The sequence below is a fragment of the Flavobacterium salilacus subsp. salilacus genome, from assembly GCF_004634195.1.
GTDB classification, from domain to species: Bacteria; Bacteroidota; Bacteroidia; order Flavobacteriales; family Flavobacteriaceae; genus Flavobacterium; species Flavobacterium salilacus.
Genome location: NZ_SKBP01000002.1, coordinates 158,852 through 174,763 on the forward strand (window position 1 = coordinate 158,852; position 15,912 = coordinate 174,763).

A 15,912-nucleotide genomic window follows, 5' to 3' on the forward strand; every position below is an offset into this window, starting at 1 on the left:
TTATAACATAATTTTATGATAAATTTAACAATCGTGAATTTTTAAAACCCATAGATATTATTACGTAATGAGCTGATTTTACTTGTCAAATAACGTATTACTAACAGGAGTATAAGGCTGTAATTATATTGTGATTAATGAAAATAAAAAAAGTGAATTTTATTTTACGAAAACGTTTGAAATATATACTTTTGCACCACGATACAACACTAATTAATCTTTTATCTTCATGAACAATAATGTTTTATACGAAAAAGAACTGTCTTTCCAGGCCGACAGAAGGAGAGCGGGGGTAGAATTCATTAAAATTGTGAGCGACCTGTGGTATGATAAGTCCATAGAGCTTGTACTATTCAGAAATCAGCTTATCGACAGAAACGTAAGCGACATTATTAACCTGCATGAATATGCCGTTGAGTTTGTAAACAAACCCATTAACATATTCGACTCTGTAGAAATAGCAAGAGCCATTCAATCGTTAGACCTTCCGCCTTCGCGTATAGACATCGGTAAACTTACCTACGAGTACCATCTTGAAGATGACAAGTATAACGATGCTACCGCTTTTGTACTCGACAAACTGAAAGATGCCAAAGCAAGCCCAAACATAGAACCCAAAGACGTGGTACTGTATGGTTTTGGTCGTATAGGAAGACTATTGGCAAGAGAAATGATGTCAAAAATAGGCAAAGGCAACCAGTTGAGGCTAAGAGCCATTGTTACCCGCGATAAAAACGATGCCGTACTACTCGAAAAAAGAGCTTCGTTACTGCGTTATGACTCTATTCATGGCGATTTTGAAGGCTCGGTAGCTGCCGATCCTGAAAACAATGCACTTATTATAAACGGTACTACCGTACATATCATCAGTGCCAACACACCCGAAGAGATAGACTATACTAAATATGGTATTAACAATGCCCTTATTATAGACAATACCGGAGCATTTACTACCGAAGAGGCACTGCAACGCCACCTAAGCTCAAAGGGTGCCGAAAAAGTATTGCTTACCGCACCCGGCAAAGGCGTACCCAATATAGTATATGGTGTAAACCACAATGAATATAACCCTGATGAAGTGGATATTTTCTCGGCAGCATCCTGTACTACCAACGCTATTACCCCTGTGCTTAAAGCAGTAGAGGACACACTGGGCGTGGTAAAAGGGCACTTGGAAACCATACACGCCTATACCAACGACCAGAACCTGGTTGACAACATGCACAAAAAATACCGTCGTGGCAGGGCTGCGGGGCTTAACATGGTTATTACCGAAACAGGTGCCGGCAGCGCAGTTGCCAAAGCCTTACCGGCATTAGCAGGAAAGTTAACCTCAAACGCTATTCGTGTACCCGTACCCAACGGATCATTGGTGGTACTGAACCTTGAGGTAGAAAAACCAACCACAATAGCCGAAGTAAACGATATTATGAAACACTACGCGCTGGAAGGGCAACTGGTAGAGCAAATAAAATACTCGCTCAGTAACGAGCTGGTATCTTCTGATATTGTAGGCACGGCACAGCCTGCTATTTTTGACAGCAACGCCACCATAGTGAGCGGAGATGGCAAAAACATAGTACTGTATGTATGGTATGATAACGAATATGGCTACAGCCACCAGGTTATCCGACTGGCAAAATACATATCTAAAGTAAGGAGATATACATACTATTAATAGGAGAACATAGATGCGGACAGAAAGACTAACCATTTTTCTGTACAGAATCCGGCTCAGTTGAGCCGGATTTTTTTGTTTATTTCTACGAGGAACGTCGTACACGTCATTGCGAGGAGGAACGACGAAGCAATCCAAAAAACTACACTAAAACAGATTGCCTCGCTCCGTTGCACTATACCCGTAATGACGCGGTAACACTTCCCCTCCTTTGGAGGGGTGGCTGAAAGCCGGGGTGGTTACATAATGATACTCCAAATTAAAAACAGATTGCCACGCTCCGTTGCACTACGCTCGCAATGACACACGCACACCGTCATTGCGAGGAGGTACGACGAAACAATCTTCCTTAACCTTTTCATTATTTAAAATATGATTAATTCGATTTTTTTAATAAATCATTGACATTTATTTAATAAATAAAAAATATATGTTAATATATATCGTATATTTGGTTAAATATTTGTATTATGAAAAATTATTTTATACTTCTTGAATTACCGGGTGGCAAGGAACTAAAATTTACGATAGGCAATAAAAGTCCGAAAAATTTTTGGCGTAATGCCATAAGAGCTATCCGTAAAGGAAGGGCAAACCTGATATGCCGCAGGCAGGATACAGGCATAAGTGAGGCACTGCGCTCGTATATGACGGGTGCAAATCGCTTTACTACCTTTATGCTCACCAATTTGAAAATGAACTCACATGAAAGCCGCGATAAAAAAGCGATACTGAACAAAACAGTACAATCTATATCAGACATGGAACGGGAAACGGTTATAGATACGAACAAAAACTTTCAACTGGTTACATGTGATGACAAGCCGTAAAGCGCCATAACAATCATAGTAAGAAATGACTGTAACAACAAACCCCTCTAACCTTTCGGCAGAGGGGTTTTATATTTAAAACTAAATTTACTTTATTTATGCCCTGCTTGCCGCAGCAATAAGGTTTAGCGCACTACCGGCTACAAACCAGCCTATTTGCCCAGCGTTATACGAGTGGTTTACCATGATAACATCTTTAGAACCATCATTGTGCAGTACCTCCAGCGTAAGTTGTTTGCCCGGTGCAAATGCGGTAAGATCTACAAAGTTAAAGGTATCGTTTTCCTGTATTTTATCATAATCTGCCTCGTTGGCAAAAGTAAGTGCCAACATACCTTGTTTTTTAAGGTTGGTTTCATGAATACGTGCAAACGATTTTACCAATACCGCCATTACACCAAGATGTCTTGGCTCCATAGCAGCATGCTCACGGCTGGAGCCTTCGCCATAGTTATGGTCGCCCACAACTATGCTTGGTACACCCGCAGCTTTATAAGCACGTGCCACAGCAGGCACGGCATCATACTCGCCTGTAAGCTGGTTTTTAACGTTGTTTGTTTTTTGGTTATAGGCATTTACGGCACCTATAAGCATGTTGTTTGATATATTATCAAGGTGACCGCGAAAACGTAACCAAGGCCCTGCCATAGAGATATGGTCGGTAGTACATTTACCAAAGGCTTTAATCAGCAGTTTTGCACCCATAATATTTTTACCATCCCAAGGGGTAAACGGAGCTAAGAGTTGTAAACGCTCTGAACTATCGCTTACTACCACTTCTACATTGGAGCCGTCTTCTGCCGGAGCCTGATAGCCTGCATCTTCAACAGCAAAACCGTTTGGCGGAAGTTCCCATCCTGTCGGTTCGTCAAGCATTACCTCTTCGCCATCCTCATTTATCAATTTATCCGTCATTGGGTTAAAGCCCAAATCGCCCGCAATGGCGAGTGCCGTAACCAGCTCAGGAGAACCTACAAATGCAAGGGTGTTTGGGTTACCATCGGCACGCTTAGAGAAGTTACGGTTGAATGAGTGAACGATAGTGTTACGCTCTTCTTTTTCAGAACCCTCTCTGTCCCACATACCAATACATGGTCCGCAGGCATTGGCAAATACGGTAGCTCCTATTTTATCGAAAGTATCAATAAAACCATCGCGCTCTATAGTATATCGCACTAATTCTGAACCCGGTGTAATGGTAAATTTCGATTTTGGTTTCAGTTTTTTATCGGCTGCCTGTTTGGCAAGCGATACGGAACGTGAAATGTCTTCGTAAGAAGAGTTGGTACACGAACCTATCAAACCTACTTGTATGTTTAGCGGCCAATCATTCTTGATAGCTTCTTCTCTCATTTTAGAGATTGGTGTAGCTAAATCGGGAGTGAAAGGACCATTAAGGTAGGGTTCCAGTTCGCTTAGGTTTATTTCGATAACCTGATCAAAATATTGTTCAGGGTTTGCATATACTTCATCATCAGCAGTAAGGTATGATGCTACTTCGTTCGCAGCATCGGCCACATCGGCTCTGTCAGTAGCACGCAGGTATCTATCCATAGACTCGTCATACCCGAATGTTGATGTGGTTGCACCAACCTCGGCACCCATGTTACATATAGTACCTTTACCGGTACAGGACATTGCCTTTGCGCCTTCGCCAAAATATTCTATAATAGCACCTGTTCCCCCTTTTACAGTAAGGATGCCTGCTACTTTAAGTATAATATCTTTAGGGGCTGTCCAGCCCGATAGTTTACCTGTAAGTTTTACACCTATCAGTTTCGGGAATTTAAGTTCCCATGCCATACCGCTCATTACATCTACGGCATCGGCACCTCCTACTCCTATTGCTACCATACCAAGACCACCGGCATTAACAGTGTGAGAATCGGTACCAATCATCATTCCGCCGGGGAAAGCATAGTTTTCAAGCACCACTTGGTGAATGATTCCTGCTCCCGGTTTCCAAAATCCGATACCATATTTATTGGATACAGAAGAAAGGAAGTCAAACACTTCGTTACTTTGCTCTTTCGCTCTCTTTAAATCGGCGTTTGCGCCTACTTTTGCTTGTATAAGGTGGTCACAGTGTACTGTAGTGGGTACTGCAACTTTTGGTTTACCGGCATGCATAAATTGTAATAATGCCATTTGTGCCGTAGCATCCTGGCATGCTACTCTATCAGGAGCAAAATCTACGTAATCTTTACCGCGTGTAAATGCCTGAGATGGTGTTCCGTCCCAAAGGTGTGAGTATAAAATCTTTTCAGAAAGTGTAAGCGGACGACCTACAAGTTCGCGTGCTTTATCTACACGCTCAGCCATATTCGCATACACTTTTTTGATCATTTCAATATCAAAAGCCATAGTAAGTTGTATTAATGTTCGTTTGTAAAAATGTGGTGTAAAATTACTAATTCTTAAATCAATTAAAAAATTTTTAGGGTTTCTTTAGTTTACGGGAATTATTATTTATAAACATTCTATTTTGATGCAAATAATGCAATAAGTTTATATAACAGCATGTTTTTTTTACGAATTATCAAAATATCAATTTTATTTTGATAATTTGAGAATAATAAGCCCTTACTAAATAAAAATAGCTATTTGCAGAAATGAGCAAATAGCTATTTTATAGTATAAAATCTTCTAAAACGATATAGTAAAATTAGTTTACCTACTATAGATTATTATATCTTAATAGATACGGTAAACTCGTTATCGGCATGATTTTTATCGGTTGTAAGGTAATTGTACAGCATTCTTCCTGCCATAAAAATACTGATGCCAAACATTCCGCCGCCAACAACAAGAAGCATTATGGCATTGGTAGTAATTGTTTCAAACTCTGAAAATTCTGAATATACAGCACCGAGCATATATAATGAAAACATGCCGAGCAAATTTCCATATAATATTCCTGTAATCCTGTTTTTGTAAATAAGTTGTAAAAATAAAAGCCAAATAACTAAAAGTGCAACATAATTGACATGATTACTAGAATATAAATTCTCTATTAACCATGCGCCACCCAAACCTATAAAAAAGATTTCAGGTAGATTAGTAAGGAGTGATTTCATTTCTTTTTTAGATTAGATAACAAATATATAACGTTGAATTGATGTTTTTATTTTATTTATTAAAATTTTATCAATAAAATATTAACAATACAGTAATAAACCAGCTATTTAATTGCAGTATTATGATTATGTAATATACATTCCGGCTAATAAAATAAGGGATTTTGAAGTAATACCGCAGGAATATAAGGGCATAAAAAAAAGCTGTTTAAAACAGCTTTTTTATTATCATTTCTTCCGTTATGCCTTCGGCATCGGCTTTGTAGTTTTTAATAATCCTGTGTCGTAATATACCGGTGGCAACAGCCTGTACATCTTCTATATCCGGAGAGTATTTACCTTTTAGTGCCGAATTGGTTTTTGCGGCCAGTATTAGGTTTTGTGATGCACGTGGTCCTGCGCCCCAATCGAGATAGTTATTAACAAAATCATCCGCCAGTGGGTTACCCGGTCTTGTTTTACTAACAAGTCGTACTGCATACTCAACAACGTTGTCGGCTACAGGTATTCTTCTTATTAATTGCTGAAAATCTATAATTTCCTGAGCTGTAAATAGTGGTGATACTACTTCATTTATATCTGCTGTAGTACTCTTTACTACTTGTACCTCTTCTTCAAAAGAAGGATATTCCAGTTTAATGGCAAACATAAACCTGTCAAGCTGTGCTTCAGGCAGTGGGTATGTTCCCTCTTGTTCTATTGGGTTTTGTGTTGCCAAAACAAAGTAGGGTAATGACAGCTTATGATGATGCCCTGCAATGGTTACGGCTTTTTCCTGCATCGCTTCCAACAAGGCTGCCTGCGTTTTTGGTGGTGTACGGTTTATTTCGTCTGCTAAAATAATATTAGAGAAAATAGGACCTTTTATGAATTTAAACTGTCTGTTTTCGTCCAGTATTTCACTCCCCAGTATATCCGAAGGCATCAGGTCGGGCGTAAACTGTATCCGTTTAAAATCAAGCCCCAACGCTTGTGATATGGTGTTTACCATAAGCGTCTTAGCTAAACCGGGTACACCTACAAGCAGTGCATGACCTCCTGAAAAGATACTTAACACAATTTGGTTTACAACCTCGTCTTGTCCTACAATTATTTTTGCAATCTCTTTTTTAAGATCTTTTTGTTTCTGCACTAAATGCTGAATAGCTGCTACGTCTGACATGGTATCTTTTTATTTATATAAATAAAAGCTAAGGAACTTTCCTTAGCTTCAAACTTAAAAATATTTTTACTCTTTACCTAACATTTATGATAGGGCGGGATAAAAATTATTTAACCCAGTTGTTGGCAAAATCACAATCACGATACTCAGGGCTCACTTTTACATAGGTTTCCTTAATTTTTTCGTCACTCCATTTGGCAATCGCCTGTATCTGTTTTTCTTTAAGAGCGAGGTCTTTAATCTTTGTATAATCTAATGCATAATCTGCTGTGTGCTCATTATAACGGTTAGTAACTGTCATTATTTTCCAGCTTTTTCCTGTTGCCGGATCATCATTAAGTAATACAGGGGTTATTTCTCCTTCTTTTAAATCAACCACGTCACTGTATATTTCGGGTGGTAATTTGGTTAATTCAAAGCGTGTTTCAAGCGTTCTTGGGTTTAATAACAATCCGCCGCTGTTTTTGGTTTCTTTTTCATCAGATTCAGACCTTGCTGCTTCGGCAAATGATATTTCTCCATTTTGTATGCGTTGTCTTATCTGTAATGTTCTATCTTTTGCTTTACTTAAGGCTTCATTGCTAACTTTTGGCTTCATCAGTATATGCCTTACGTCCAGCTCTTGCCCTCTTATTTTTTCTACATATATAAGGTGGTAACCAAACTCTGTTTCTACAGGTTCAGAGATTTCTCCTTCGTCAAGACTAAAGGCTGCATCTTTAAACTCTTTTACAAAAGGGGTTTTACGAGTCATTTTATAATATCCTCCGTTCGACCTTGAACCCGGGTCTTCAGAATATAAAACGGCTTTACTATAAAAACTGGCTCCGTTTTGCAATACATCATTTTTAATTTCCTTAAGCCTGTCTATTACTTTTTGCTTTTCTTCTTGAGAAATTTCGGGTTTAATCACAATTTGTGCTACTTCCATTTCGGCACCGAATACAGGTATTTCATCACCTTTGAACTTAGAGAAAAATATTCTTACCTCTTCGGGAGTAATGGTTACCTCATCTATTATTTTCTTTTGCATTTGCTCAGTAAGCTTCTGCGTTTTTATCATTTCGGAAAGCTCTGCTTTAAATGAGTCTATATCTTTCTTTTTGAAATAGGATACCATCTTTTCTTCCGATCCTATTTGCTCTACAAAATAGTCTATTTGCTTACTCATAGTCTCCTTTACCTCTGCATCGGTAACAATAATACTATCTTGTATTGCTTGGTGGGCATATAGTTTATCTTCCATCAATTTACCCAAAAGTTCACAACGCTTAACGTCTTTAATAGGCACGTTTTGCGCCTGAAGCTCTCTGTACATCAAATCAATATCTGAATCCAGCACTACATAGTCTCCCACTACCGCCACAATACCATCTACTTTTATCCTGCCGGTTGGCTTTGCTACCGCAGGTTTAACAGTATCGGTTTCTGTTTCCTTAATAATTTCCTGAGCCTTTGCGGGTGCAAAAGCCAGAAATAAAAAAGCCAGGACAAATTGTATCCTGCTACTTATAAATTTCATATTTGTTATTTTTAATCGCATCGTCTGTTATTTCCTTTTCTAACTTCTTTATTAACTCCAGTTTTCTACTATTTATTATAAGCTGCTGCAAAGTAGGCTTAATATAGCCGTAGGGAGATATGCTGTTCTTTCCTAACACTTTTACAACTTTTACCATATATACATCAGTAGAGTCAGGATATTGGTATGATATAGCGTTATCGATATATTTATCACGATTATCAGGGGTGATAAACGGCAGTTTGGTATATACCTGATTCATGTTTACCCAAGTACTGTCGTTAAACGCAAAACTTTTAAACTGTATTGATATATCATTAAGGGCTTTAATGTCTTTTTTATTGTTGCTCAAAAATTTTGTCCTGATATTATTAAACTTAGGATGGTTCTTATCCAGTTTTATATATTTCAGTCTTACCAGTGTTTCGGTAGTCCTAAAGTTGTCTTTGTGCAAATCATAATAGGCTTTTATATCTGCATCTGTTACCAAAGTATCTACGCTCCGCTTTACAAGTTCTTCGATATATGCCTTGGTATATAAATCAATTTTATACTGATTTACCAAATTGTCGTATTCTTTTTGCTTGTCCTCACTAAGGTTTACTTCTGCTGCATTGTACAGGAGCTTTTGCGAAGCCCAACGGTTTATAAAACTATTTACTATTGCTATACTGTCTTCTTTTGAAGTACCGTCAGGTACTATGCCTTTAATATCGTCGGGGTAAAGGTACGAATTATTAACCCTTGCTACGGCTTCGGGTTTTTGCTCTTCTTTAAAAGAATCGCATGACGAAAAAACAAGTACTGAAAGAAACAGAACGGCATTTTTTATCATACTGTTAACGGAGTTCTTTTTTTACTTTTTTAAACGCATCTTCATTTACTTTTACGGTAAATTCAGCTTTAAGGTCATCTACCCACTTACTTTCAAGATACTGCTGATAATCGTTTACAACACGACCTTTGCTTTCGTCGAGTGTTTTTGGCCCGGCAGGCAATACTTTATTAGTTTTTACCACATAATAATATTCACCTGCTTTTATAATATCCGAAATACCTTCTTTGTATTTATCCTGTTTGGGCAGTACATCGCTGTCTGTTTCAAAAACACCTGTTTTTTCAATAACATTAACCTGGTCTGCTGTGTTCAGTTGTTCCTTAATATAGGTAGCGTCTTTACCTTTTTTAAGGTATTTTCTGGTTTTCTTTATCACATCTTCGTCAGTAGAGGAATAAATATCTGCATCTACTCTTTCTTTCCACTGGTAGTTCGCTATGTTTTTATTGTAAAACTGCTCAAGTCCGATAGTATCTGTTTTTGCTTTTTCCCAAATTTCTTTCTCCATCAGGTCAAAAAGTAATAAACCGTCACGATATTCCTGCATTATTATACCAAACTCAGGAAATTCCCTTTCCAAGTTTTCATCATAGTAAACCGCAACCTGCTCATCCAGGTATTTCTCTGAAACAGCATCTGCATATTTAGATAGTGGTTTAACGGGTGCCATAACCGTTTGGTGTGAGGCGATATAATTTAAAAATGATTTTGCGCTAAGCTGTTTCTCCCCGTTAATTGTAAACAATGTTTTGTCATAAACATCGCTTTCCGCAGGTGCTTCCCAAGTTTTTTCATATAGCTTATCATTAAGCATCTTCAGTACTTTAGCATACAGCTTGGCATCTTTATCTACTTTATATCTCGCTCTGAGCTTCTCATTCATAGAGGCTGCTATAAGCTTAGATCGATCATCTCTTTTTATCCTGTTTTCAAACTCGTCTTTCACATCATCAAAAGGTTTGGCAGGATGTTTTTCTATCAACTTAACAATATGCCAACCATACTCTGACTGAAACGGCTCGGAGTATTCTCCCGGTGTCTTTAATGCAAATGCACGGTCTTCAAAAGTAACGGAACTTAATTCGCCTGAATTAAATTTGTTTAGCTTTCCTCCTGCCGGCGCAGTCGATTTATCTTGAGAGAATTGTTTGGCAAGGCTCTCAAAATCTTCTCCTTGTTTTAATTTTTGATATATCTCTTCGATAGTTTGTTTTGCTTTGGCTTCTTCTGCTGCATCTTCTTTTCTCGGCTTTAGTATCATTATGTGTGCAACGGTAATTTCGCCTCTGTTTTTTCTTACATCATTTACTTTGATTAAATGATAACCAAAACGAGTACGTATCGGCATAGATACTTCTCCTTTCGGAGTATTATATACACCATTTTCAAACTTATATACCATCCTGAAAACAGAGAAATAGCCTAAATCACCTTTGTTTTCTTTGGCAGAAGGATCTTCAGAGTATTGTGCGGCAAGTTTGCCAAAATCTTCACCTGCCAAGGCTTTTTTACGCACATCCATAGCTTTGTTATAGGCTTTAAGCGTATCGGCCGGTGCTGCATTTTCGTTTAGCATGAACAGTATATGCGAAGCTTTTATTTCTTTTTTAGAGCGCTCATAAGCTTCTTCAATAAGTTCGTCGGTTACTTTGGTATCGGTAAGGTAATTTTTAGCCAGTTGGGTTCGGTATGATTTTAACTCGCCTTGGTATTTTTTACCCTCTTGCAAACCCAGTTTGTTTGCCTTATTCACTTTTAATTTATACCCTATAAAAAGGTCGAGGTAATTATCTAAATCTTTTTGAGAATCATCTTTTACCAAATCGAGGTTTTTGTTGTACACCCTTACAAATTCTTCAGTATAATAAGGGTTTCCGTCTATGGTAAATAAAACCTCTTTTTTTTCCTGTTGAGCAAACGATGTTGCAGCAATAAATAAGGACAAACCTAAAAGAACCTTTTTTAATTTCATTGTTGTTAAAATTTATAACTCTTAAACTCGGTTAGTAAACGTATATAACTATATGTTAGTATAAATTATCCGCAGCTTTTTTGCGACCAACAAAAGTAATAATTCACAAAGATTATACAACAATTTAAACCCTAAAACATTAAAATAAAAAGCCCTGAAACCTACTGTGGGTTATTTTTGCACAATTATAAAATCAGACCGCCTGTTGTAAAGGTGCTCTTCTTCGGTACATTCTATACCGTTGCTACACTTATTCCTTAGTTGCGACTCTCCATAACCTTTTACGCTTTCTATACGTTCCGGAACTATACCTTTTGACATGATATAGGCATAAGTAGCTTTAGCCCTGTTGTCGGAAAGTTTCATATTATAGTCATCATTTCCTCTCGAATCGGTATGCGATTCTATTTTTATAACAATATCAGGGAAGTTTTCCAGTACAAAAACCACCTTATCCAGCTCGGTAGCTGCCTGCGGTGTAATGTCATATTTATCAAAGTCAAAATAGATAGGTTCTATTTTAATCTTCTCTACATTATCTTCCTTAACTATAAGGTTGTCATACTTAACCAACTCAAAATCCATTATTACCTCTCCTGATGGAGCGCCCGGTGTGGTAACATCATCCGTGTCTGTACTATACCCCTTCTTGAAAGCCCCTGTCATAATATAAAAATTACATGGTACTTCTTCTAATATGTATCTTCCTTCCGCATCCGTAGTTACATCGCCTGTACCTACTACTTTTCCATATATATCGCCTACTTTTATTGTGACTCCTTCAATTGGTTTTTTGCTGGTGGCATCAGTTACAATTCCTGTAAGGATATGGATGCAGGCAGGCTCTTTTCGGGTAAAATAGTAAATATCATCGTCACCCTTACCACCTGCACGATTCGACGAAAAATAGCCGTAACTATTTTCAAAATCCGTTATATAGGCAAAATCATCAAGGTTGCTGTTTACGGGTTTGCCTAAGTTTTTAGGGGCTGTAAAATTCATTTCGCCTGTTATTGTACTTTCGAATATATCAAGACCGCCCAGCCCGTAATGCCCGTTGGAAGCAAAATACAATTTATCGCCATTTACAAACGGAAACATTTCTTTGCCTGATGTATTTATGGTTTCGCCAAGGTTCACGGGATTACCGTATGTGCCATCTTCATTAATTGCTACGGCATAGATATCCGTTTCGCCAAAGCCTCCGGGCATATCACTCGTAAAAAACAGCCAGTTGCCATCGGCACTCAATGCAGGGTGTGCCACCGAATAGCTAATATTGTTAAATGGCAACAGTTGTGTGTTCACTATAGCATCATCAGCTATTGTGCCTTTTACAATGCGTATGTTATTTGTGCCATCTTCTGCGCTATCCAGCCTGCCATGTTTTTTTACGGTATTAGTACTGTAATATACTTTTTGCAAATCGGGGGTAAAAACCAATGAAGCATTATGATAGCGTGTTTGCGCTTTTTTCATAAACTTGGTTTCTTCCTGCAGAGCACCATCATCTGGATTACGCTCGGCAACAAATAAATCTAAAAAAGGCTGTTCGTTCCACTGATAAATTTTACCGCCTAAATGGGTAGTATCTTTACCTGATGCATATACTATTTTATTGCCATAAAAAGCAGTACCAAAATCAGCTTTATTGGTATTACTATCAAGATTTGAAATAGTATATAACGACTCTGTATTGTTAATACTGTCAAGGTGTACTTTTTGGTTTTCAAAACGGTTCAAGGCTGCTTTATCTCCTTTAGCTGTAAGATGATTTCTCATTATCTTGTCGGCTTTATTATATTGCTCGGTAATGCGAAGTGTATGTATATAACGGTTAAAATGAGTATCATCAAGAGCATCAGCTCCATACTTTTCATACCAGCTTTGGGCATTTTCATAATTGCTGATGTAGTAATAGGTATCGGCAATTTTCAGTATCGTTTGTTTTGTGGGAGTATATTCTGACTTTATATATGCCTCATAGGCTTTTGCTGCATCAACATAAGCCATTTCATCAAACAACTTATCAGCCTTTTTCAATTTATACTGACCAAAGCAAGCCGTTATACTGAAAAATAAAACGATTATAGGTACTATTCTTTTCATAGCTGTTGGGTTTAAAAGAATCTTGGCGATTTAATACGGGTAGTTTTCGGCTGCAACTGAAAGCGTACTATAATTTCGTGCGAACCATCATTATACTTGCTCAATTCGGTTGTCGAATAATCGTAGGAATATCCTAAAAATAATTCTTGGGTTACTTGAAAGCCTGCCAGTGCGCTCACGGCATCGTCCCACCGGTAACCGGCTCCCAGTGTAAATTTTTCCTGAAACAGAAAATTTGCCGAGCCATCAACCGTTACAGGCGAACCGGTAACAATTTTACCCAAAAAGGCAGGTTTAAATTTTATACTCTCCGAAAGGTCAAACACATAGCCACCCATTACATAATAATGTAACCTGTCCGATACTACCGTTTCCTGTATATCGTCATAATAATTATCTTTTATAAAATTGGGTATTGATACGCCTGCATACCATTTATCGGTATAATAGTAAATACCCGAACCTATGCTTGCCGCTACCCTGTTGTTGATGTTAGTATTCAGCAACGGGTCGCCCTCCTGATAAAAACGTCCCCGCGACCAGTCGATATTCAACACCCTCGCACCTGCTTTCATACCAAAAGCCAGCCTGCCCTGCATCCCTAAATACAATGTGTACGAAAAATTACCATCGATATAAAATTCATCTGCAGGGCCTATCCTGTCGTTTATGGCACTAAGCCCCAACCCTACCTTATCATTCCATACGGGTGAGTGTACGGTAAATGCCTGCGTGCGTGGTGCGCCGTCTATCCCTATCCATTGCGAGCGGTGCAGCAACACGGCATCTATACCTCCCGTAGAGCCGGTATAACCGGGATTTACCGTAAGCGTGTTATACATATACTGCGTATATTGCGGGTCTTGCTGCGCAAAAATATGCTGCATGGCAAGAATGAGCAACAACGGTAAGTGGCTTTTTAAAATGGTATAAAAGAACCTCATTTTTTTTTCATATTATTTTTCTTTTCCTTAGCAGCTACAAGTAGCTTTTGTAAAAGTAACATTTTCAACTATATCCAAAGCACAACATCTGACAGTTTTTATGGAGTTACTCCCAATTTTTTACCAATATAACGAATTTAAAAGCTATTTTTGCACGATTTTTAAATGTAATAGGATAATTATATAATGGGTTTTACGGAAGAAATTAAAAGAAGACGTACATTCGGAATTATATCGCACCCCGATGCGGGTAAAACAACGCTTACCGAAAAATTACTGCTTTTCGGGGGTGCTATACAGGAAGCCGGAGCTGTAAAAAGCAATAAAATAAAGAAAGGTGCTACGAGTGACTTTATGGAAATAGAACGCCAAAGGGGTATCTCGGTAGCTACATCGGTACTGGCTTTTAATTATAAAGACAAAAAAATAAACATACTCGATACGCCCGGTCACAAGGATTTTGCCGAGGACACTTTTCGTACCCTAACGGCGGTTGATAGTGTTATTGTGGTTATTGACGTGGCAAAAGGGGTTGAGGAACAAACCGAAAAACTGGTACAGGTATGCCGTATGCGAAACATACCCATGCTGGTATTTATCAATAAGCTTGACCGTGAGGGTAAAGATGCCTTTGACCTGATGGACGAAGTGGAACAGAAATTGGGGCTTACGGTTACGCCACTTAGTTTCCCCATTGGTATGGGCTACGACTTTCAGGGTATTTATAATATTTGGGAAAAGAACATTAACCTTTTTAGTGGCGACAGCCGAAAAAATATTGAAGAAACCATTGCGTTTTCGGATATTGAAAGCCCTGAACTGGAAAAATTGATAGGCACTAAACCTGCACAAACATTGCGTGAGGAACTGGAACTTATCAATGAGGTATATCCTGAATTTGACAGGCAACAGTATCTTGACGGAAAGCTGCAACCGGTATTTTTCGGTTCGGCATTAAATAACTTCGGGGTGCGCGAATTGCTGGATTGTTTTATAGAAATTGCTCCTACTCCGCGACCAAAGGCTTCTGACTCCAGAACGGTATCGCCTGAAGAAGATAAATTTTCAGGATTTGTATTTAAGATTCATGCCAATATGGATCCGAAGCACCGTGACAGGATTGCTTTCGTAAAAATTGTATCAGGTACATTCGAAAGAAATAAACCGTATCTGCACGTAAGGCACAAAAAGAACTTAAAATTTTCCAGCCCTAATGCTTTTTTTGCTGAGAAAAAAGAGATTGTAGATATCTCCTATCCGGGCGATATTGTGGGGCTTCATGATACGGGAAACTTTAAAATTGGCGATACGCTTACCGAAGGAGAGCAAATGAGCTTTAAAGGTATTCCGAGTTTTTCTCCTGAGCATTTCCGTTACATAAATAATGCTGACCCATTGAAAGCCAAACAGCTTGAAAAAGGTATCGACCAGCTTATGGACGAAGGTGTTGCACAGCTATTTACTTTAGAGATGAACAATCGTAAAGTAATTGGTACTGTGGGCGCACTGCAATATGAAGTTATACAGTACAGGCTGGAGCATGAGTATGGCGCAAAATGTTCGTACGAAAACTTCCCTGCCTATAAGGCTTGCTGGGTAAAACCTGACGACCCGAAAAATGAAGAGTTTGCCGAGTTTAAAAGAATAAAACAAAAGTTTATGGCAAAGGATAAATACGGGCAACTGGTGTTTCTGGCTGACTCTGAATTCTCCATACAAATGGCGCAACAAAAATATCCAAGCGTAAAACTGTTCTTTACATCAGAATTTGATTAATTTT

11 protein-coding genes are annotated in these 15,912 nt (G+C 38.3%); 3 read left to right on the plus strand and 8 right to left on the minus strand.

Translation table 11 applies throughout. The features are described from left to right. The first annotated feature begins 229 nt into the window (after window positions 1-229). On the plus strand, window positions 230-1,678 hold the full coding sequence (locus E0W68_RS03800) for a glyceraldehyde-3-phosphate dehydrogenase (protein WP_135218084.1): 1,449 nt from the start codon (window positions 230-232) through the stop codon (window positions 1,676-1,678). 470 nt (window positions 1,679-2,148) lie between these two features. Then, a complete protein-coding gene (locus tag E0W68_RS03805) occupies window positions 2,149-2,508 on the plus strand; it encodes a hypothetical protein (protein ID WP_135218085.1) in 360 nt (119 codons plus the stop codon). 96 nt (window positions 2,509-2,604) lie between these two features. On the opposite strand, the gene E0W68_RS03810 is transcribed toward E0W68_RS03805, so the two are convergent. From E0W68_RS03810 to E0W68_RS03845, 8 genes are all read right to left on the minus strand, one after another. Then, window positions 2,605-4,872, minus strand: a complete 2,268-nt coding sequence (locus tag E0W68_RS03810; protein ID WP_135218086.1) for an aconitate hydratase — start codon at window positions 4,870-4,872, stop codon at window positions 2,605-2,607. Between the two features lie 323 nt (window positions 4,873-5,195). Further along, window positions 5,196-5,585, minus strand: a complete 390-nt coding sequence (locus E0W68_RS03815; protein WP_135218087.1) for a hypothetical protein — start codon at window positions 5,583-5,585, stop codon at window positions 5,196-5,198. Between the two features lie 208 nt (window positions 5,586-5,793). Beyond that, entirely contained in the window at window positions 5,794-6,747 is a 954-nt protein-coding gene (locus tag E0W68_RS03820) for an AAA family ATPase (protein WP_135218088.1), read from the minus strand. A gap of 106 nt (window positions 6,748-6,853) precedes the next feature. Continuing rightward, complete coding sequence (locus E0W68_RS03825) at window positions 6,854-8,269, minus strand: peptidylprolyl isomerase (RefSeq protein WP_135218089.1); 1,416 nt, start codon at window positions 8,267-8,269, stop codon at window positions 6,854-6,856. After that, complete coding sequence (locus E0W68_RS03830; protein WP_135218090.1) at window positions 8,253-9,104, minus strand: hypothetical protein; 852 nt, start codon at window positions 9,102-9,104, stop codon at window positions 8,253-8,255. The genes E0W68_RS03825 and E0W68_RS03830 overlap by 17 nt, the downstream gene beginning before the upstream one ends. Before the next feature lie 4 nt (window positions 9,105-9,108). Further along, the gene (locus tag E0W68_RS03835; RefSeq protein WP_135218091.1) at window positions 9,109-11,079 is read right to left on the minus strand and encodes a peptidylprolyl isomerase; all 1,971 of its coding nucleotides are present in this window, start codon (window positions 11,077-11,079) and stop codon (window positions 9,109-9,111) included. A 171-nt stretch (window positions 11,080-11,250) separates the two neighbouring features. After that, entirely contained in the window at window positions 11,251-13,188 is a 1,938-nt protein-coding gene (locus tag E0W68_RS03840; RefSeq protein WP_135218092.1) for an OmpA family protein, read from the minus strand. Window positions 13,189-13,199: 11 nt separating this feature from the next. After that, entirely contained in the window at window positions 13,200-14,132 is a 933-nt protein-coding gene (locus tag E0W68_RS03845; protein WP_135218093.1) for a PorP/SprF family type IX secretion system membrane protein, read from the minus strand. A gap of 186 nt (window positions 14,133-14,318) precedes the next feature. Here E0W68_RS03845 and E0W68_RS03850 point away from each other — a divergent pair, with 186 nt between their 5' ends. After that, entirely contained in the window at window positions 14,319-15,908 is a 1,590-nt protein-coding gene (locus E0W68_RS03850) for a peptide chain release factor 3 (protein ID WP_135218094.1), read from the plus strand. Window positions 15,909-15,912 lie beyond the last annotated feature (4 nt).